General features: G+C 61.2%; 17 protein-coding genes and 1 pseudogene. All 18 read left to right on the forward strand.

What is annotated here, in order from left to right:
• The first annotated feature begins 646 nt into the window (after window positions 1–646).
• The gene (locus BV034_RS27850) at window positions 647–1,234 is read left to right on the forward strand and encodes an Rrf2 family transcriptional regulator (protein WP_050030227.1); all 588 of its coding nucleotides are present in this window, start codon (window positions 647–649) and stop codon (window positions 1,232–1,234) included.
• Window positions 1,235–1,242: 8 nt separating this feature from the next.
• Window positions 1,243–1,440: a YezD family protein gene (locus BV034_RS27855; RefSeq protein WP_050030228.1), complete on the forward strand. Its 198-nt coding sequence runs from the start codon at window positions 1,243–1,245 to the stop codon at window positions 1,438–1,440.
• Window positions 1,441–1,756: 316 nt separating this feature from the next.
• A complete protein-coding gene (locus BV034_RS27860) occupies window positions 1,757–2,935 on the forward strand; it encodes a porin (protein ID WP_050030229.1) in 1,179 nt (392 codons plus the stop codon).
• A gap of 106 nt (window positions 2,936–3,041) precedes the next feature.
• A complete protein-coding gene (locus tag BV034_RS27865) occupies window positions 3,042–4,049 on the forward strand; it encodes a sulfate ABC transporter substrate-binding protein (RefSeq protein WP_050030230.1) in 1,008 nt (335 codons plus the stop codon).
• Between the two features lie 143 nt (window positions 4,050–4,192).
• Window positions 4,193–5,155: a cysteine synthase A gene (gene cysK / locus BV034_RS27870; protein ID WP_050030231.1), complete on the forward strand. Its 963-nt coding sequence runs from the start codon at window positions 4,193–4,195 to the stop codon at window positions 5,153–5,155.
• A 5-nt stretch (window positions 5,156–5,160) separates the two neighbouring features.
• The gene (locus BV034_RS27875; RefSeq protein ID WP_050030232.1) at window positions 5,161–5,904 is read left to right on the forward strand and encodes a succinylglutamate desuccinylase/aspartoacylase family protein; all 744 of its coding nucleotides are present in this window, start codon (window positions 5,161–5,163) and stop codon (window positions 5,902–5,904) included.
• 9 nt (window positions 5,905–5,913) lie between these two features.
• Entirely contained in the window at window positions 5,914–6,810 is an 897-nt protein-coding gene (locus tag BV034_RS27880; RefSeq protein ID WP_050030233.1) for a sulfate ABC transporter permease subunit CysT, read from the forward strand.
• Window positions 6,811–6,839: 29 nt separating this feature from the next.
• Window positions 6,840–7,754 (forward strand): sulfate ABC transporter permease subunit CysW, encoded by a 915-nt coding sequence (gene cysW / locus BV034_RS27885; RefSeq protein ID WP_265593549.1) that lies wholly within the window; start codon window positions 6,840–6,842, stop codon window positions 7,752–7,754.
• A 30-nt stretch (window positions 7,755–7,784) separates the two neighbouring features.
• A pseudogene (gene cysA / locus BV034_RS27890) lies at window positions 7,785–8,501 on the forward strand (sulfate ABC transporter ATP-binding protein); the annotation flags it as partial.
• Between the two features lie 127 nt (window positions 8,502–8,628).
• Window positions 8,629–9,660, forward strand: a complete 1,032-nt coding sequence (locus tag BV034_RS27895; RefSeq protein WP_050030235.1) for a sulfate ABC transporter substrate-binding protein — start codon at window positions 8,629–8,631, stop codon at window positions 9,658–9,660.
• A gap of 830 nt (window positions 9,661–10,490) precedes the next feature.
• A complete protein-coding gene (locus BV034_RS27900) occupies window positions 10,491–11,426 on the forward strand; it encodes a family 2A encapsulin nanocompartment shell protein (RefSeq protein WP_050030236.1) in 936 nt (311 codons plus the stop codon).
• Window positions 11,407–13,296 (forward strand): cysteine desulfurase, encoded by a 1,890-nt coding sequence (locus BV034_RS36755; RefSeq protein WP_081888166.1) that lies wholly within the window; start codon window positions 11,407–11,409, stop codon window positions 13,294–13,296. The genes BV034_RS27900 and BV034_RS36755 overlap by 20 nt, the downstream gene beginning before the upstream one ends.
• Window positions 13,297–13,321: 25 nt before the next feature.
• Window positions 13,322–13,846, forward strand: coding sequence for a rhodanese-like domain-containing protein (locus BV034_RS27910; protein ID WP_050030237.1), 525 nt, complete (start codon window positions 13,322–13,324; stop codon window positions 13,844–13,846).
• Between the two features lie 7 nt (window positions 13,847–13,853).
• Entirely contained in the window at window positions 13,854–14,825 is a 972-nt protein-coding gene (gene epsC / locus BV034_RS27915) for a serine O-acetyltransferase EpsC (protein ID WP_265593550.1), read from the forward strand.
• 38 nt (window positions 14,826–14,863) lie between these two features.
• Entirely contained in the window at window positions 14,864–15,871 is a 1,008-nt protein-coding gene (locus BV034_RS27920) for a cysteine synthase A (protein ID WP_050030238.1), read from the forward strand.
• Window positions 15,872–16,588: 717 nt separating this feature from the next.
• Window positions 16,589–17,371, forward strand: coding sequence for an ice-binding family protein (locus tag BV034_RS27925; RefSeq protein WP_050030239.1), 783 nt, complete (start codon window positions 16,589–16,591; stop codon window positions 17,369–17,371).
• A 679-nt stretch (window positions 17,372–18,050) separates the two neighbouring features.
• Complete coding sequence (locus BV034_RS27930) at window positions 18,051–18,650, forward strand: carbonic anhydrase (RefSeq protein WP_050030240.1); 600 nt, start codon at window positions 18,051–18,053, stop codon at window positions 18,648–18,650.
• Between the two features lie 43 nt (window positions 18,651–18,693).
• A partial coding sequence (locus BV034_RS27935) for an aminotransferase class I/II-fold pyridoxal phosphate-dependent enzyme (RefSeq protein ID WP_265593551.1) occupies window positions 18,694–19,368 on the forward strand: 675 nt, incomplete at its 3' end.

The following is a 19,368-nucleotide window of genomic DNA, read 5'->3' on the forward strand; positions in this document are numbered from 1 at the left end:
CATCGCCCCAGGTTATGGGGTAAGAAGAAGTTTTGAGGGCTGAAGGCCCGGCGTCATTCAGGCTGGGGATGGAGCCACGGGTACGAAGAGGGCCCACCCTCGACCATGCGATCTTCACAAGGCGTGCGAACAATGCATGCCCCCACCGCAAGCCGATCATGAGGGCCAAGGGCCCGGTCTCATGCCAGCCTGGAGCAGCGCCCCAGGTTTGATGTAACAAGCAGCTCTGAGGGCCAAAGGCCCGGAGTCATTCAACGTGGGGTGAGTTTGAGGGTATGGGCAGCGTTGATGACATCCCGTTGACCCTCATTGCAACGTCTTCTCACCCCCCAATTCCCACCGCCCCTGCTCTGATTTTCCGGTTTTAATTCCCCAAAAAGGCCCGCAAAGCGGCGCTTCACGCGCGCACTCCGCAGCGACCGCGTCGCCAGACGGTGGAAGTTCCGGGGAACGAGGGCGCGCAGCCTCCATCAATCCACCCCAACACAATACACTCATCCTCAATGATTTAACCCAATATTCCACAACTCCAACACTCCCTCCCTCCCGCTTTCCACCCACATTTCCCACAAACCCGATAGGATTACATGCAGATTTAATTCAATTCCTACTTGCGCTATGTAGATTGAACTCTTATACATTGCGCATGCACCTCACCAAAAAAGGCGAATATGCCCTCCGAACCCTTATCCGATTGGGCATTGCTCAACGGCAGGGCAAGGATGTCGTTTCCGTCTCGAATTTGGCTGAGGGCGAGAACCTGCCGTTCAAGTTCATTGAAAACATTCTTCAGGAACTCCGACTGGCAGGTTATGTGGAAAGCAAGAGAGGCAAGGAAGGCGGATGCCGCCTGGCCAAGCCACAAGTGGAGATTACGATCGGTGAAGTGGTCCGTCTTATCGACGGCCGGCTGGCCCCGATCGGATGTGCGAGTGAGACCGACTACGAACGATGTACGTGTCCTGACGAGCACCACTGCGGTCTCCGGATGTTGATGATTGATGTGCGCAATGCCATCGCCCAAATCCTCGACCGTTACACCCTGGCGGATGTCGTCTCCGTCACCCTCCGCAAGATGGAGCGAGACGGCGTGCAACTGCCCTTCGAAGCCGAATCTGAAAAGCCTGCCAAGAGTAAAACCACCCAACGAGTTACCAAACCCAGCCGCGTACGACACGCGGACCCTCTCGACGGTTTTCTCACGCTTCTCACCAAACCTCAGAACCCTCTCTAATCCTCCCCATGAGCTACTCCGTTGAAAATGACCTCGCCACTGAAGCGTGGGTTGAAATCGTCCGCCGCAAGGTGGATGCCATGCGTTTTGGATCCGTCCAGATCGTTGTCCATGAAGGCCGCGTCACCCAGGTGGAAAGCACCGAGAAGACGCGCCTCCCTGATGCCGTGAACGGTGCCCAGGCCTCCATCAAAAAGCGGGCCTGACCGCCATGCCTGATCCTTCTCAAGACAGCCAGTTGACCGTTTGTTGATTCATTATTAGCGCGGCAAAAATACACCGCCCGCGCCCAAGGGACTGACCGGAATACCGGAGGTTTCAAGGAAACAAACAGTGCCTGCCGAAGCGTCCCACGACGCCTGTGTGTTCACTGTTACCTCCACTCCCGACAGATAGTTCAGACCTTGACGTCTTTGCCGACCGCATCCCCGGAGGCATCAACCCGAGCCAGTACGTGCTTGTGTGCCACCGGAACCCCGGAGCCGCCGCATCCCTCAAGTTAATCAGCACAACAACAACCGCATGAAATTCCGCAACACCATCAAGAGCCAGGCGCTGCTGGCGCTCACCGTGACCTCCCTCACGGTTGGAGCCCAGGCCGGCGAAATCGTCACCTCCTCCGGCAAGGGGAGCACCACCGTCCAGAAGGAAGAGAAGGAAGAATCCCTCTACGACAAGATTTGGGGACTCGCCACGCTCTACAAGAACAAGGACAACCCGATCATCCAGGAGTTCAAGCTCCGCGGCCGTTACCAGGGCCAGTATCATTGGGTGGATTCCGACCAGGGTGATGAAGACAGCTGGGAAGACCGTCGCTCCCGCTTCGGTTTCGACGCCAAGCTCTTCAACCAGTTCGACGTTCGTTTGGATGCCCAGAGCTCCGACGGCTTTGACCCCTTCTACAACGGCCTCGTGGATGCCTACATCAAGTGGCGCCCCTCGAAGGAGTTCAACCTGACCTTGGGCCGCCAGAAGCCCCAGATCGGTTACTACGACTTCCTCCAGTCCACGAACAACCAGCCGACCTTTGAGCGCTCCCAGATCTTCAACCAGCTGCGCGTGGACCGCGTGGTGGGTGCGATCGCAGACGGCAAGATTGGCAACTTCACCTACCAGGCGGGTGTCTACTCCAATGACATCGACGAGGAGTTCGGTCAGTTCGACGGTGGCATCGCTTTTGGTGCTGGTTTCGGCTACGACTTCAAGGAAGCCCTGGGCGTGAAGAAAGCTGACTGGCGCTTTGACTGGCTGCACAGCGAGATCGAAGCCGGAAGCACGATCCTGAACCGCTATGAAGATCTGTTCTCCAGCACCTTCTGGGTGCAGGACGGCCGCATCGGTCTCGTGGTGGAAGGCTTCGCCGGCACCGGCCAGGCCGATGACGCATGGGGCTTCTTCATCCAGCCGACGTTTGACCTTGTCCCCGACAAGCTTCAGCTCGTGGGCCGCTACTCCTTCGCGGATGGCGATGGTCCGGACGCTGTGTATGCCCAGAGCCGCTATGAGCGCAACGCCCCCAACCTGACCGGTGGCGGACGTGGCGATCGTTACAACGCAGCTTACCTCGGCTTCCAGTACTTCATTTACGGCGACAAGCTGAAGGTACTCGGCGGTGCTGAGTACGCTGACGTGGACGGCGGCGGCAACGGTGGTGACTACAGCGGCTGGACCTACCTGACGGGCGTCCGCTTCTCCTTCTAAGCCCACCGCCCCCTTCGCCGGAGCAATCCCGGCCTCCACCCGAAAAAAATGACCCCGCTTTTTCCCCCTTCAAAAATTCAAAGTCAAAACACAACACCTCCAGAACATGAACAAGAAATTCTTCCTCAAATCCGTGCTCGCCCTGACGGCGACCGGCGTGCTGGGCTCCTCCCTCTTCGCAGAAGGTCTGCTGAATGTTTCCTATGACCCGACCCGTGAGCTCTATGTGGAGTTCAACAAGGCGTTTGCGAAGCATTGGAAGGACACGACGGGCAAGGACATCACGATCGACCAGTCCCACGGTGGTTCCGGCAAGCAGGCCCGTGCGGTCATCGACGGCCTCGAAGCCGACGTGGTGACGCTGGCCCTGGCCAACGACGTGAACGCGATCGCCGACAAGGCCGGCCTCCTGCCCACCGACTGGCAGAAGCGCCTCCCGAACAACTCCGCCCCCTACACCAGCACGATCGTCTTCATCGTCCGTGCCGGCAACCCCAAGGGCATCAAGGACTGGGATGACCTCATCAAGGACGGCGTGTCCGTGATCACCCCGAACCCGAAGACCTCCGGTGGCGCCCAGTGGAACTACCTGGCCGCCTGGGAGTTCGCCAAGCGCAAGTTCGGCAGCGATGACAAGGCCAAGGAGTTCGTGAAGAAGCTCTACAAGAACGTGCCGGTGCTCGACTCCGGTGCCCGCGCCTCCACGAACACCTTCGTGCAGCGTGAACTGGGTGACGTCTTCATCTCCTGGGAAAACGAGGCCTTCCTCGTGCAGAAGGAATTCGGCGCCACCAAGTACCAGACGATCGTCCCCTCCCTGAGCATCCTCGCTGAGCCCTCAGTGGCCGTGGTGGACAAGATCGTGGACAAGAAGGGCACGCGCGCCGTGGCCGAAGCCTACCTCAAGTACCTCTACTCTGACGAAGGCCAGGACATCGCCGGCAAGAACTTCTACCGCCCCCGCTCCGAGAAAGCCGCTGCCAAGTACGGCGCGACCTTCCCGAAGCTGAACCTCTTCACCATCGACGAGGCTTTCGGTGGCTGGGTGAAGGCGGCCAAGACCCACTTTGCTGATGGCGGCACGTTCGACGAGATCTACACGCCCGCCAAATAAGGGAGCTCTGCTCCGCATGCAGTTTCGTTTTTTCAGTATCAGTAGTGCCGTGTGAGAGTTGGTTGGTTGGAAAAAGGGGCCGCCGGGAAACCGGCGGCCCTCAATCACCCAAAAGATAACCCTTCAAATCGGAAAACTTACCCATGTCCTTCTACCCCAACATCGTTGAAACCGTCGGCCGCACACCTCTGGTCAAACTCAACCGGATTGCTGCCGGACTGCCCGCCACGATCGCGATCAAAGGGGAGTTCAAGAATCCGCTGGGCAGCGTGAAGGACCGCATCGGCCGCGCCATGATCGAGGCGGCCGAGCTGACGGGCGAACTCAAGCCCGGAGCGACCATCATCGAGCCCACCTCGGGCAACACGGGCATCGCCCTGGCCTTTGTCGCCGCGGCCAAGGGATACCCCATCATTTTGACCATGCCGGAAAGCATGAGCCTGGAGCGCCGCACGCTGCTGGCCCTGCTGGGAGCCACGCTGGTGCTGACGCCCGCGAAGGACGGCATGAAAGGAGCGATCCGCCGCGCTGAGGAGCTGGCGGCCGAGACGCCCGGATCCTGGGTGCCGCAGCAGTTCAACAACCCTGCAAACCCAGAAGTGCACCGCCGCACGACCGCCGAGGAGATCTGGTCCGACACGGACGGTGAGATCGACATCTTCGTGGCCGCCGTGGGCACAGGTGGCACGCTCACGGGCGTGAGTGAGGTGATCAAGGGCCGCAAGCCCGAGTTCCGCTCCATCGCCGTGGAACCGAATGATTCGCCCGTTATTTCCCAGACCCTGAGAGGTGAGCCGGTGGTGCCGGGCCCGCACAAGATCCAGGGCACCGGGGCCGGCTTCGTGCCGAAGAATCTGAACACCAACATCATCGATGAAGTGGTGCGCGTGACCAATGAGGACGCGATCGAAACCGCCCGCCGCCTCGCCACGGAGGAAGGCATCCTGGTGGGCATCTCCACCGGGGCCAATGTGTGGGCCGCGCTTCAGGTGGCGGCGAGGCCGGAGAACAAGAACAAGCTTATTGTGACGGTCGGATGTAGCACCGGCGAACGCTACCTCTCCACCGCATTAGCCGAAGAAGCCAGAAACAAAGTTGCCGCATAAAGACCATGTCCGCCCTGAAACTCGCCACTTACGAAGAACGCTATGTCAGCCGCCTGAGCAAACGCACAGCCGCGGCGCAACCCTCCTTCATCCCCAAGCTGGTCTGCAAGCCCTCGCGCGGGCAGGACACGCTGAAGGTGGGCATCTTTGCGGGTCTTCATGGTGACGAGCAGGCGGGCATCGATGCCGCATACGAACTGCTCCGCTGGGCGTGGAATGACCCGGAGGAGCTGCAGGACTACGAGTTGCACCTCTATCCCATCTGCAATCCCTCCGGCCACCGCCTGCAGACGCGCCACTCCTGGCGTGATCTGGACCTGAACCGCGAGTTCTGGAGCGGCTCCCAGGAGCCGGAGGTGGTGTACCTGGAAAGCGAGCTGCGCCGTGAGAAATACGACGCCATCATCGCCCTGCACACGGATGACGAGCAGGACGGCCTGTATGGCTTCGTGAGCGGCACCATCCTGAGCGAGGAGGTGCTGCAGCCGGCGCTCCAGGCGGCCAGCAAAATCCTGCCGCTGAACAACCACCACCTCATTGACGGCTTCCTGGCGAAGTCCGGCATCATCAAGGAAGGCTACCAGGGCGTGCTCAGCGCGCCGCCTGAACAACGCCCGAAGGCGATGGAGATCGTCTTTGAAACCCCCGGTCACGCCCCGCTGGAGAAGCAGGTCGCGGCCACGGTCATCGCCGTAAAAACCATCCTCGCCGAGTACCGCCTCCTGCACGCCTACGCTCCCAATCTCTAAAGAACACACATGGCCCGCACCCGACACGTCCTTCCCGGTTTCAGACTCTCTCTGGGATACACCATCACCTATCTCAGCATCATCGTCCTGGCGCCGTTCGCGGCCCTGGCGTGGAAGTCCTCCAGGGGAGGCGTGGAGATCTTCACCTCCACGCTCACAGACAAGCGGGTGCTGGCCTCTCTGGAGCTGAGCTTCACCACCTCCTTCTACGCGGCGCTGGTGTGCGGCTTCTTTGGCGTGCTCACGGCCTGGGCGCTGGAGCGCTATTCCTTCCCCGGTCGCCGCATCCTGGATGCGATGGTGGACCTGCCCTTTGCCCTGCCCACCGCCGTGGCGGGGATCGCCCTGTGCACCCTGTACGCGCCGAATGGCTGGCTGGGCAAGATCCTGAGCCCCGGCGGGCTGAAGAACCTGTATGTGAGCTGGGTGGAGACGCCCAACCAGTGGGTCGTGAATCTCCTCGAACCCATCGGGTTCAAGGCGGCCTACAGCTCCACGGGCATCACCATCGCGCTCATCTTCATCGGCTTCCCCTTCGTGGTGCGCACGGTGCAGCCGATCATCCAGGGCCTTTCCCTGGAGGTGGAGGAGGCGGCGGCCTGCCTGGGGGCGAACCGCTGGCAGACCTTCTGGCGCGTGATCTTCCCCACCATCCTGCCCGGCACGCTGGCCGGCATGACCCTGGCCTTCGGCCGCGCGGTCGGTGAGTACGGCTCCGTGGTCTTCATCTCCGGGAACATGCCGTTCAAGACGGAGATCGCCCCGCTCCTCATCGTCTCCCGCCTGGAGCAGTACAACTACAACGGAGCGGCCGCCCTGGGCTTCATCCTGCTGGTTATTTCCTTCCTGATCCTCCTGTTTTCCAACCTGCTGCAGAGCTGGAACAACAAGCGCACGGCGCGCTGATTTTGCACTGATTCTGACTCCTCTTTTTCATGGCCGGTATTGCCCAACTCAATCTCCCCAGTGGTGAGGACGCGACGCGCGCCCGTATCATTGCCCGCAACCAGCTCGCCCGACGCGCCACCAGCGATCCGCTGTGGATGAAGGCGACGGTGCTCATCCTCTCTCTGGGATTCCTGTTCGTCTTCTTCGTCCTGCCGCTGGCCCTGGTCTTCCAGGAAGCCTTCCGCAAGGGCTGGGAGGCGTATCTCAAGGTCTTTGAAGACCGCGCCACGACGCACTCCATCTGGCTGACGCTGAAGGTCGCGCTCATCGCAGTGCCACTGAACACCGTCTTCGGCCTGGCCGCAGCATGGTGCGTGGCGCACTTTCGCTTCCGCGGGAAACAACTGCTGAGCGTGCTCATCGAGCTGCCCCTCTGGGTGTCGCCGGTGGTGGCGGGTCTCATCTATGTGCTCCTCTTTGGCCGCCAGGGTCTGCTGGGCCCGTGGTTGTTTGAGAAGGACATCAAGATCATCTTCGCCCTGCCAGGCATCGTGCTGAGCACGGTCTTCGTCACCTTCCCCTTCGTAGCCCGCGTGGTGACGCCACAGCTTCAGGCTCTGGGCCGTGCAGAAGAAGAGGCCGCGCTCACCCTGGGGGCGAATGGCTGGAGCACCTTCTGGCGCGTGACGGTGCCGAAGATCAAGTGGAGCCTCATTTACGGCATCATCCTGTGCAATGCGCGCGCCATGGGCGAGTTCGGCGCGGTGTCGGTGGTTTCCGGTCACATCCGGAATCAGACGAACACGATGCCCCTCCACATCGAAGTATTGTATAACGAGTATCAGTTCGTCCCTGCCTTTGCGGTTGCCTCTCTTCTGGCCCTCCTGGCCCTGCTGACACTGGTCATCAAGTCCGCCACCACCTGGTTCGCAGACCGTGCGCTGCGCAACGCCGCCCTGTAGCCTAGTCCACCTTTTTCCTTTCCATTTTTCATGAGCATCAAGATCGACCACATCAGCAAGGACTTCGGCAAGACCAACGTGCTGAAGGACATCAGCCTGCAGGTGGAGACCGGGGAACTGGTCGCCCTCCTCGGCCCCAGCGGCTCAGGCAAGACCACCCTGCTGCGCATCATCGCCGGCCTGGAATTCCCGAACGAGGGCGAAGGCGCCATCACCTTCCACGGCAGTGAGGTCACCTTCCAGTCCGCCTATGCCCGCAAGGCGGGTTTTGTGTTCCAGCACTACGCACTCTTCAACCACATGACGGTGGCGGACAATATCGCCTTCGGCCTGAAGGTCATGCCGCGCCGCTCCCGCCCTTCTTCCACGAGGCAGAAGCAGATCGTGCAGGAACTGCTGGAGAAGATCCAGCTGCCTGAGTACGGCCGCCGCTTTCCCACCCAGCTCTCCGGTGGCCAGCGCCAGCGTGTGGCCCTGGCCCGCGCCCTGGCGGTGAATCCGCAGGTGCTCCTGCTTGACGAGCCCTTTGGCGCGCTGGACGCAAAGGTGCGCAAGGAACTGCGCCGCTGGCTGCGCGAGTTTCATGATTCCATCAAGCTCACAACCCTCTTCGTGACCCACGACCAGGACGAGGCCTTTGAACTGGCTGACCGCGTGGTGATCCTGGGCGACGGCGAGATCCAGCAGATCGGCAAGCCGGATGAGCTCCGGGACAAGCCGGTGAACGAGTTCGTGGCCGATTTCATTGAAGTTGAATAGTTTCCCTTAACCACTTCGCCCCGGGCCCTCCCGGGAAGCCCCTTTCGTCATTGCCATCCATCGCGTTCAGGACCGCCCCGTGCGGCTCCTGCCGCCCTCACCATGCCATCATACCATGAGCAACACCTCCCCCGCCCCCCTCTTCCGTCGTGACTTTGTCCGGCGCACCCTGCTCGCCTCCAGCCTGCTGCTGGGCGCCGGTCTGACCCACGCTGCCGAGCCCGCCCTGCTCAACAGCTCCTACGATGTGACGCGGGAGTTCTACAAGCAGGTGAACGACCTCTTCATCCCCTTCTGGAAGGCCAAGGGCGGTGCCACCGTGCAGGTGGACCAGTCCCACGGCGGTTCTAGCAAACAAGCCCGCGCCGTGCTGGACGGCCTGGAGGCGGATGTGGTGACCTTCAACCAGAGCACGGATGTGGACCTGCTCGTACCCGCGGGCCTGGTGGCCGCGGACTGGCGCACCAAGTTCCCCCACAACGCCTCTCCTTATACTTCGACGATCTTGTTCCTGGTGCGCAAGGGCAACCCCAAGGGCATCAAGGACTGGCCGGATCTGGTGAAGTCAGGCGTGCAGGTCATCATCCCGAACCCGAAGACCTCCGGCAACGGCCGCTACAGCTATGTGGGTGCCTGGGCCTGGTCGATCAAGAACGAGGGCGGCGATGAAGCCAAGGCCAAGGACTTTGTGAAGAAGCTCTTCGCCAACGTGCCCGTGCTCGACACCGGCGGCCGTGGTGCGACGAATTCGTTCGCGCAAAACGGGATTGGCGATGTGCTGCTGACCTTTGAGAACGAAGTCCACCTGACCATCCGTGAGCTGGGCGCCGACAAGTTCGATGTGGTGGTACCGCCGCAAAGCATCCTGGCGGATGCGCCGATTGCGATCGTGGAGCCCGTGGCCAAGAAGCACGGCACCACGGACCTGGCCAAGGCCTACCTTGATTACCTCTTCACCGATGAAGTACAGGAAGTGGCGGCGAAGAACTACTTCCGCCCCGCCAACCCCGAGATTTTGAAGAAACACGCCGCGAGCTTCCCGGAGATCAAGCTGGTGACGATCGATGAGATCCTCGGCGGCTGGAAGAAGGCGCTGGAGGTGCACTTCAAGGATGGTGGGGTGTTTGACCAGATTTATGCGCGGTGAGAGAAAAATTAGGAATTATGAATGATGAATTAGGAATGGAGCTTCCCGTTAAGCGACGCGCCATCTCCGGTTGAGCCCTGGTTCGTCATTCCGCATTTCCTGAACCCGGAGGGTTCGCCAACAGTAGCCATGGGTCGGCCGAGGTGACGAGGCCTACCCATGGAACAGACAACTGGGCACGCTACCGCGGAGCGGTAGGCCCGTCGCGAAGCCAGCCCCTGCAACGCCCTTCCCGTGAATCACATTGTCAACAACTTGCACCCCATGGGCCTACCGCTCCGCGGTAGAAGCACCGACCGCGGGGTCCATGGGTTGCACTCGCTCCGCTCGCTTCACCCATGGCTATGCATGGTGAACCCTTCGGGTTCGAGGGCTTGCGAGGGGGCCTTGGAGAAAGGAGGCGATGGGGAGGGTAGGGCAAACTTAAAAATTCAACCGTCAAACTTCAAGCCTGAGCCCCGGCCTGCGAGGCTCTGTTTGTCGTTCAAACTTTAGTTTGCTCAGGACGCCTCACCCCTGATCGACTGAGCAAACTAAAGTTTGTACTCCGAACAGCTTCGAACAGCTCCTCATCCCGCATTCGTTGGCGTCGAGTCAGAGTCCCTCAGCGGTTCCCTCACTCCAATACTCCCCCACTCCACTTTCCCCTGTATTCACCAGCGTTCCATCAGTGTCAATCAGTGGTTCCCCTCCCTCTTCCCTTACCCCTCTCCCCTTTTCCCTACTCCGCCACTGTAGATTCACCAACTCTACATATTGATTTCTTTGGAAAAACTTGGCTCGAACCGCTTCCCGTCAATCTTGCGCACCCTTGATATAACTATTGTCCCATGAGCGACACCCATCAACCCACTCTGAGCGCCCGGGCGGCGCGCAATCTCGCCACCGCCACCGTCACCCCGCCGCAATGGCAGGAGATCACGCCGCGTTGGCTCCTAAAACTCCTCCCCTATGTGGACGTGGACGGCGGTGTGTACCGCGTGAACCGCGTGCTCCAGCGCCAGGACGGCCCCACGGTGGACCTCCTGACGGTGGAAACCGGCGAACCGAGGCTGCCGGCCACCTTTGTGGACTATGAAGATGATCCGCATGAGTACCACCTGAACACCATCCAGACGGTGCTCAACACGCACACCCGCGTGACGGACCTCTACAGCAACCGGATCGACCAGCTGCGCGAACAGGTGCGCCTGACGGTGGAAGCGGTGAAGGAGCGTGAGGAGTGGGAGCTCCTGAACCATGCCAATGTGGGCCTGCTCAATGTGGTGGCCCCGCAGCAGCGCATCGTGACCCGCAAGGGCACGGTGACGCCGGATGATCTGGACGAGCTGATCAGCCTGGTCTGGAAAAAGCCTGCCTTCTTCCTCGCACACCCCAAGGCCGTGGCCGCCTTTGGCCGTGAGGCCACCAAGCGCGGGGTGCCGCCACCCACGGTGACGCTTTTTGGCTCGCCCTTCATCACCTGGCGCGGCCTGCCGCTCATCCCGAGCAGCAAGATCCCGATCAGCGAAGAAGGCAAGACCAGCGTGCTCCTGCTGCGTGTGGGTGAGAACCACCGCGGGGTGGTGGGCCTGCAGAAAGCCGGTGTGACGGGCGAGATCGAGCCCGGCCTTTCCGTGCGCTACATGGGCACGAACGAGAACTCCATCGCCTCCCACCTGGTGACCCGCTACTTCTCCGCCGCCGTGCTGGGTGAGGACGCAATCGCCCGCCTGGATGATGTGGCCGTGAACCGCTATCACGATTATGACGCAGCCAAGGCCTGACCTCGATCTTCCCCTGCCGGATGGCCTCTTGGGGGCCATCGGTCGGGACGGGGTGGACACGGACCTCATCTCGCGCCTCGTCAGTGAGGCGTTCCGTGATGGGGGTCCCGTGAAGGCTGCTCCGCAAGCGAATGCACCTGTCTCCCTGCCGCAGACCGTGGCGGGGTCCGGGGCGCATTTGCCCTGGCTGCCATCGGATCCCTTCGGGGCCGCGGCGGCACCGGTTCAGGAGTCAAAACCGTCCTCTGAACCGAAGGCCAATGGCCTGAACGGCGGGTTCCCTTCTGCCTCGTCCTCCTCCTCCAGCGCGCCGCCGCCTGTGCACCCCACGGTGGTGGCGGCAGAGCCGAATACGAACTCGCACCAGGCCTCCACCGAGCTGGACTCTGGCGGGCATGAGGCGGGCGAGGATGACTCGTATGAGTTTGGCGAACCCCGCAACCAGGGCTCGTCTTTCTCACCCCGCATCACGGGGAACAGCGACGGCTCGCCCAATCGGGTGCTTTCCCGCTCGGGTGGCGATCACGCCACGCCGCGGGATGAAACGCCGGTGGAAAGCGGTCTTCCGGGTCTTTATTTCCTAGAAGGGCTGCGTGGCACCGACTCTCCGTTGGTGGCCTCCGGCCTGCCAAAGGTGAATGCCCCGCCGGTCTCAAAGGAGTTCGACGTGACGAGCGTGCGCCGGGATTTCCCCGCGCTGCACCAGCGGGTGAACGGGCATCCGCTCATCTGGCTGGACAACGCGGCCACGACCCACAAGCCGCAGAGCGTGATTGATGCCACCTCGTCCTTCTACGGGCGGGACAACTCCAACATCCACCGGGCGGCCCATGCCCTGGCTGAACGTTCCACGAAGCTCTTCGAAGCCAGCCGTGAGAAAGTGCGCCAGTTCCTGGGTGCGGCGGACAAGAAGGAGATCGTCTTTGTCCGTGGGACCACGGAGGGCATCAACCTCGTGGCGCAGAGCTATGGGCGGCAGAACATCGGGGCCGGGGATGAGATCCTCGTGTCTGAGATGGAGCACCACGCGAACATCGTGCCCTGGCAGCTCCTGGCCCGCCAGGTGGGGGCGAACCTGCGCGTCATTCCCATGAATGACCGTGGCGAGCTGCTGCTGGAAGAAGTGCCGCGGCTGATCAACAGCAAGACCAAGATCGTCTCCATCACCCAGGTGTCGAACGCGCTGGGCACGATCAACCCGGTCGAGGAAATTATCGCCATCGCCCACAGCCGGGGAGTCCCGGTGCTGGTGGACGGGGCGCAGTCCACCCCGCACCTGCCGGTGAACGTGCAGGCGCTGGATGCGGACTTCCTCGTCTTCTCCGGGCACAAGGTCTTCGGCCCTACGGGCATCGGCGCGCTCTATGGCAAGTCGCATCTGCTGGAGTCCATGCCGCCCTGGCAGGGTGGAGGACACATGATCCAGGACGTCACGTTTGAGAAGACGGTGTACAACCACGCCCCGGAGAAGTTCGAGGCAGGTACACCCGATATCGCAGGCGTGGTGGGTCTGGGTGCGGCGGTGGACTACCTCATGCGCACCGGCATCCCCGGCATTGCCGCGTATGAACACGCGCTTCTGGAGTACGCCACGGAGGCCCTGGCCACCGTGCCCGGCGTGCGCCCCATCGGCACGGCGTTCAACAAGGCCAGCGTCTTCGGGTTCGTCATCCCGGGCATCCCCATCAAGCGGATCGCCGATCACCTGGACCAGCGCGGCATCGCAGTCCGGGCAGGTCACCATTGCGCCCTGCCAGCCTTGCGCCATTTTGGCGTGGAAGGCACGGTGCGGCCGTCGGTGGCATTCTACAATACGTTTGCCGAAATCGACCAACTCATCGAAGCCCTGCACGAACTGCCCCGAAACTGAGCCGCAGTTTCGTATCCCTTCCATCATGAAAAGCATTTCTCCCGCTGAACTGAACCAACGCCTCACGGCTGATCCCGCGCTGGCGGTGATCGATGTGCGGACGCCTCCCGAGTACAACGCCGTGCATGTGGCCCAGGCCCGCAACCTGCCGCTGGATGGTCTTGATCCCAAGGCCCTGGTGGAAGGCAGCACACTGCCCAAGGACCAGCCCGTGTATGTGCTCTGCCAGTCAGGCGGACGTGCCACGCGTGCGGCGGAGAAGTTCGCCAGCCAGGGCTATGAGAATGCCATCGTGGTGGAAGGGGGCACCCAGGGCTGGGTGAATGCCGGCCTGCCGGTGACCCGCGGTCAATCCGGAGTGATCAGCCTGGAGCGGCAGGTCCGCATCGGTGCGGGCTCGCTCGTGCTCACAGGCGTCGTGCTGGGCTGGTTTGTGCATCCAGGATTTTTCGGTCTGTCGGCCTTTGTCGGCGCAGGCCTGGTGTTTGCCGGCATCACGGACTGGTGCGGCATGGGTCTGCTGCTGGCGAAGGCCCCGTGGAACAAGTGACGCGTGCATGAGTGCCCCGGCCCCGAACACCCACCCGACTGTGCAGCCGCCCCGCCCAGATGTGCCCGCGCTCCCGTACAGTGAGCACGTGCCCAATCTGCTGGCGTCCTATGAGAAATTCGGCGGACTGAACAACAGCGACTCTCACAACATGCCCTCCAAGCGGGCGGTGGGTGAGATCTGCGAGGGGCTGCTGCAGCTCCTCTTTCCCGGCTTTCATGATGAAGACGTGGTGCACCACGGCACGCTGGCTGAGGTAACGGCCAGCCGTATGGCGGATGTGATGCTGCGGCTGGAGGACCAGGTGCGCAAGAGCGTGCGCGTGGGCAATCCCAAGAAACCCACGGGCAAGACGCCGCCAATCCTGCAGAAGTTCTGCAAGGCCCTGCACATCGTGCGCGAGATCCTGCAGACGGACATCGAGGAGGCGTACAACAACGACCCCTCCGCGCGCAGTCACGAGGAAATTATCCTCTCCTACCCCTTCATTGAGGCCATCTCCATCCAGCGTCTGGCGCATCGCCTGTACCGACTGGGCGCGCCCATGATCCCGCGCATGATGACGGAGTGGGCCCACAGCCGCACGGGCATCGACATCCACCCCGGTGCGAGCATCGGCGGTCATTTCTTCATCGACCACGGCACAGGCATCGTCATTGGCGAGACGTGCCGCATCGGCAACAACGTACGCATCTACCACGGCGTCACGCTGGGCGCGCGCACCTTCATCAAAGACGAGGAAGGCCACGTGGTGAAGGGGCTCAAGCGCCATCCGGATGTGGAGGACAACGTCACCATCTACCCGAACTCGACCATCCTGGGCGGGGAAACGGTGATTGGCGCGAACTCAACCATTGGCGCGAACGTGTTTCTCATGAACAGTGTGCCGCCGGACTCGCTCGTGATCTACGAGGAGAAACAGCTCAAGATCCTCGACAAGAGCGTGCGGAAAAACCCTGCTCCGGCCTGGTCCATCTAGTTTATTTATTCATCTCCTTTCCCTCCCCCCTCACTCGAATGAGCAAACCAACCTACTACGGCGTGGATCATCATGTGGGCCAGACTCCCCTGCTGCGACTGAAGAAACTCTCAGAACTGACCGGGTGCGAGATCCTGGGGAAGGCAGAGTACATGAACCCCGGCGGGTCCGTGAAGGACCGCGCCGCCTGGGGCATCATCACGGATGCGGAGGCGTCCGGTGCCCTGCAGCCCGGCGCGACCATCGTGGAAGGCACTGCGGGGAACACCGGCATCGGTCTCACTGTCATCGGGCAGTCACGCGGGTACAAGAGCGTGATTGTGATTCCTGATACCCAGGCTCCGGAGAAGATCACCCTGCTGCGCACCCTGGGCGCAGAGGTGCGCCCCGTGCCGGCCAAGCCGTACAAAGATCCTGGGAACTACAATCACATCGCCCGGCGTCTGGCCGGGGAGAACGGCTGGTTCTGGGCCAACCAGTTCGACAACACCGCGAACCGCGATGCCCACTACCGCACCACCGGGCCGGAGATCTGGGAACAGACTGCCGGTACCGTGACCGCCTTTGTGGCGTCGGTCGGGACGGGCGGCACGCTCGCGGGCACGTCCAACTATCTGAAGGAACGCAACCCTGCGGTGCAGGCTGTATGCGCCGATCCCTATGGCGCGGCCATGTGGTCCTGGTTCACGAACGGCAACACGGACACCGATGACGGCGACTCCATCGCCGAAGGCATCGGCCAGGGCCGCGTGACCAAGAACCTCGAAGGCCTGAAGGTGGACAACGCGTTCCGCATTCCCGATCAGGAAGCTCTCAGCATCGTTTACCAGTTATTGCGGGAAGAAGGGATCTTCGTGGGCTTGTCCAGCGGCATCAATGTTGCCGGAGCCGTGCGGCAGGCGATTGCAGGCGGACCGGGGCAGACGATTGTGACGATCCTCTGTGACTCCGGGCACAAGTACCAGTCGAAGCTCTTCAATCCTGAGTGGTTGAGAGAGAACGCGCTGGATCCAGAAGCGGCGGTTGAGGAAGTGCTCGGTGTGTAGGGCCAGGTGCCTGCGGACTCCACCCCAGCTAATCCTGGGACTGAGAACCTGTTTGGATAAAAACATCCGGGTGTGGCAGGTTCAATTAAGGGAATGAGATAAAAGCGGCTTCGCGAGCCTGAGAACTGCCCCTCCGGGTTGCGGTCCTTTTGAGCCTGGACGGCGTTGCTCATCGGTTGTGAATCTCGATTCACGCCCTCTTCGCGCCTTGTCCAGACTCAAAATGCCCCGCAACACACCCAGCGTTTTTATCCAAACAGGTTCTGAGGGTGCTACATTGTCGGGCTCGGTGATGCTCAAGGCCTATAGGTCACGTTTTTCACCTGCGGGTTTGCGCGGTGCTCAAGTTCTCAGAAGAACGGCAGCGCTTCAGGACAATGGTTGCTCCATATCTTGTTGGATGTGAGGAAATGCATAAACTTCAGGGCGGGTCCATGGGGTATTCACCCCATAGACCGATATCTGGTGAATAGAGTAATTGTGTCAAAGCGTGAAAAACACAAACTGACAACAATCGCATAAACGGCCTCTCTCTAGCACCCTTGCCAGAGAGGCCGCACGGTTCGAATCAGGGTCCAGAGACTCGTGTCTGCGCTGGTCAAGACACCACGTTGCCCCCGGGTGACAAGCTACTGCCATCAACCCTGAACATTCGAACCTATGATTGGCGCATACCCTACATTTATCAGAGGCGAAACACGTGTCGGGCGGCGCTGGATGGGCCTCATCGTCATAGCGCTACTGCTGGGCCTTCACCAAGCCGCACGCGCCCAAGCGGTGGACCTGGGGACAGCGGCAAACTTTGCCGTTCTGGCTGGCTCAGGCATCACCAACACGGGCCCCACCACCATCACAGGAGATGTCGGTTCCTTCCCCACTGCCACCATCACGGGATTCGAAACTGTCACCTTGAACGGGACCAACCATGCGGGTGATGCCACCACGCAAGGTGCCAAGAATGACCTCGTCATCGGTTATGCCGATGCTCTCGGACGATTGCCCACGACCATCTATGGTCCGATCTTTGATCTGGGCGGGCTGACCCTGGGACCGGGAGTCTATAATGATCCCACTTCGTTCGGTATCACCGGTACGCTGACGCTTGACGCCATGGGCGACCCCAATGCCGTGTGGATCTTTCAAGCAGGCTCCACATTGATCACCGCCGCGAACAGTACCGTGCTGCTCATGGGCGGTGCCCAGGCATCCAACGTCTTCTGGCAAGTCGGAAGCTCCGCAACCCTGGGCACCGGCTCTGAATTCGCCGGCAGCATTCTGGCGTTCACTTCCATCACGCTGACGACGGGCGCCACGATCGATGGCCGGGCACTGGCATTGAATGGCGCAGTCACCATGGACAGCAATGTGATCGCCGTGCCTGAGCCCGGCAGCGCCTTGCTCTTTGGACTGGGACTGGCGCTCTTATTTGCCAAACGCAGCGCTTTCTCAAACCTGGATACCTGGTCAAAGTCTTCATGGGGCGGACGCCGCAACCCATGAGCACTTTCCCTCCCAGAAGAACAACTGCATCCCAGCACTCCGTCGGCACCGTCGCGGAACGGGCCTGAGGACCTGTTTGGATAAAAGAGCCAGCAGTCGCAGCTGAGGTTGGGCTGACTGAGAACCTGTTTGGATAAAAACATCTGGGTGTGGCAGGATTAATTAAGGGATTAAGATAAGAGAGGCTTCGCCGAGGCTGAGATCTACCCCTCCGGGTTGCGGTCCTTTTGAGTCCAGACGGCGTTGGTTGTCGGTTGTGAATCTCGATTCACAACCACCTCCTGCCTTGTCCAGCCTCAAGATGCCTCCCAACCCCCCCGGCTTCCTATCCAAACTGGTTCTGAGGCATCGACATAGAGATGTCCAGACCCTTGTCCATTCGATACCTGACGGAGGGCGATTGCTCCCCAGCCGCCCGGCGTTTGTCGCCCGGAGCCAGGCGCATATCCCGCCATAAAGCCAAAAGTTTCAGGCGGAGGGCGATGTGCCGTTTCCGGAGATTTTTGCTTGCGCGGCGCAGCCTGCCTTGTAATCTACACTAATTCAATGTGAATTAGTGCCGACCATACCATTGGAGGTGGACAATTCACGGGTTTCCCCCGGATGGGCCAGGCCAATGCGTCTGTCGCTTTCCCCTTGCTGGGCGAGACCACGGACTCATTTCCCACTCCCCCGCCACATGAGCGTAACATTCAGAGAGGTCCTCAAGGCCAACGACAATTACTCCAGCCGCTTTGGCGATCTCAGCAACCTCCACCTGCCGCCGGCACGCAAGTTCGCGGTATTAACATGTATGGACGCCCGGATCGACCCGGCCAAGCTGGCGGGGCTGTCTGAGGGGGATGCGCATGTGATCCGCAATGCCGGGGGCCGCGCCAGCGATGATGCGCTGCGGTCCCTGGTCATCAGCTACAAGCTGCTGGGCACGAAGGAATTCTTTGTGATCCATCACACGAACTGCGGCATGGCGCTGTTTACGGACGAGATCATCCGAGAGCTGCTGGCCTCCAGTCTGGACCAGGCGGAGCTGGACGCCGATGGCTGGAAGGATCTGGGCCTGACGCCGGGGAGCAAGGCAGCGCAGTTCACGAACTTCCTCACGTTCAAGGATGAAAAGCAGAGCGTGGTGGATGACGTGCTGCGCATCCGGCAGCATCCCCTCATTCCCGGGTACATCCCGGTGTACGGCTTTGTGTATGACGTGAAGACGGGGCGCCTTATCGAGGTGGAGGAGGCCACGCGGGTGGGGGCGCGGCTTGACATTCCCCCGGATCTCTAGCGGAATGGCGGGCTGTGCAAAAATTAATGCTTCTTCTTCACCTATGAAACTTGAAACCCTCTGCCTCCACGGCGGCCATGAGCCGGATCCCACCACGTTGGCCCGTGCGGTGCCGATCTATCGAACCAGCTCCTACGTCTTCAAATCCTCCGAGCATGCGGCGAATCTCTTCGCGCTGAAGGAGCTGGGCAATATCTACACCCGGCTGATGAACCCCACCACGGATGTGCTGGAGAAGCGCGTGGCCCTGCTGGAGGGCTCGCACCCGCTCAGCGGTCTGGGCGTGGCCTCGGGCACCAGTGCGGTGTTCTACTCCATCATCAACCTCGCCCAGGCGGGTGACAACATCATCAGCGCGCGGAACCTGTACGGCGGGACTTACACACAGTTCAGCAACATCCTGCCCGCGCTGGGCATCCAGGTGAAGTTTGTGGACTCCAACAAGGTGGAGGAGATTGCCGCGGCGGTTGACTCCAAAACCCGGGCGGTCTTTGTGGAATCTGTCTCCAACCCTGCGCTGGAGATCACCGATCTGGAGAAGGTGGCGGAAGTGGCCCATCAACATGGGTTGCCGTTAATTGTGGACGCCACCTTCTCCACCCCTTACCTCACGCAGCCGCTCGCCCACGGGGCGGACATCGTGGTGCACTCGCTGACCAAGTGGTTCGGCGGGCACGGCACGGGCATCGGCGGCATCATTGTGGACAGCGGCCGGTTC

The organism is Verrucomicrobium sp. BvORR034 (genome assembly GCF_000739635.1).
Classification (GTDB): domain Bacteria; phylum Verrucomicrobiota; class Verrucomicrobiia; order Verrucomicrobiales; family Verrucomicrobiaceae; genus Verrucomicrobium.

What these genes read in the sequence shown, in the direction of transcription:
- BV034_RS27895 (WP_050030235.1), top strand. Translation starts at nt 8,629, where the DNA reads ATGAGCAACACCTCCCCCGCCCCCCTCTTCCGTCGTGACTTTGTCCGG.
- epsC (WP_265593550.1), top strand. Translation starts at nt 13,854, where the DNA reads ATGAGTGCCCCGGCCCCGAACACCCACCCGACTGTGCAGCCGCCCCGC.
- BV034_RS27855 (WP_050030228.1), top strand. Translation starts at nt 1,243, where the DNA reads ATGAGCTACTCCGTTGAAAATGACCTCGCCACTGAAGCGTGGGTTGAA.
- BV034_RS27850 (WP_050030227.1), top strand. Translation starts at nt 647, where the DNA reads ATGCACCTCACCAAAAAAGGCGAATATGCCCTCCGAACCCTTATCCGA.
- BV034_RS27925 (WP_050030239.1), top strand. Translation starts at nt 16,589, where the DNA reads ATGGGCCTCATCGTCATAGCGCTACTGCTGGGCCTTCACCAAGCCGCA.
- BV034_RS36755 (WP_081888166.1), top strand. Translation starts at nt 11,407, where the DNA reads ATGACGCAGCCAAGGCCTGACCTCGATCTTCCCCTGCCGGATGGCCTC.
- cysW (WP_265593549.1), top strand. Translation starts at nt 6,840, where the DNA reads ATGGCCGGTATTGCCCAACTCAATCTCCCCAGTGGTGAGGACGCGACG.
- BV034_RS27880 (WP_050030233.1), top strand. Translation starts at nt 5,914, where the DNA reads ATGGCCCGCACCCGACACGTCCTTCCCGGTTTCAGACTCTCTCTGGGA.
- BV034_RS27910 (WP_050030237.1), top strand. Translation starts at nt 13,322, where the DNA reads ATGAAAAGCATTTCTCCCGCTGAACTGAACCAACGCCTCACGGCTGAT.
- BV034_RS27930 (WP_050030240.1), top strand. Translation starts at nt 18,051, where the DNA reads ATGAGCGTAACATTCAGAGAGGTCCTCAAGGCCAACGACAATTACTCC.
- cysK (WP_050030231.1), top strand. Translation starts at nt 4,193, where the DNA reads ATGTCCTTCTACCCCAACATCGTTGAAACCGTCGGCCGCACACCTCTG.
- BV034_RS27875 (WP_050030232.1), top strand. Translation starts at nt 5,161, where the DNA reads ATGTCCGCCCTGAAACTCGCCACTTACGAAGAACGCTATGTCAGCCGC.
- BV034_RS27865 (WP_050030230.1), top strand. Translation starts at nt 3,042, where the DNA reads ATGAACAAGAAATTCTTCCTCAAATCCGTGCTCGCCCTGACGGCGACC.
- BV034_RS27900 (WP_050030236.1), top strand. Translation starts at nt 10,491, where the DNA reads ATGAGCGACACCCATCAACCCACTCTGAGCGCCCGGGCGGCGCGCAAT.
- BV034_RS27920 (WP_050030238.1), top strand. Translation starts at nt 14,864, where the DNA reads ATGAGCAAACCAACCTACTACGGCGTGGATCATCATGTGGGCCAGACT.
- BV034_RS27860 (WP_050030229.1), top strand. Translation starts at nt 1,757, where the DNA reads ATGAAATTCCGCAACACCATCAAGAGCCAGGCGCTGCTGGCGCTCACC.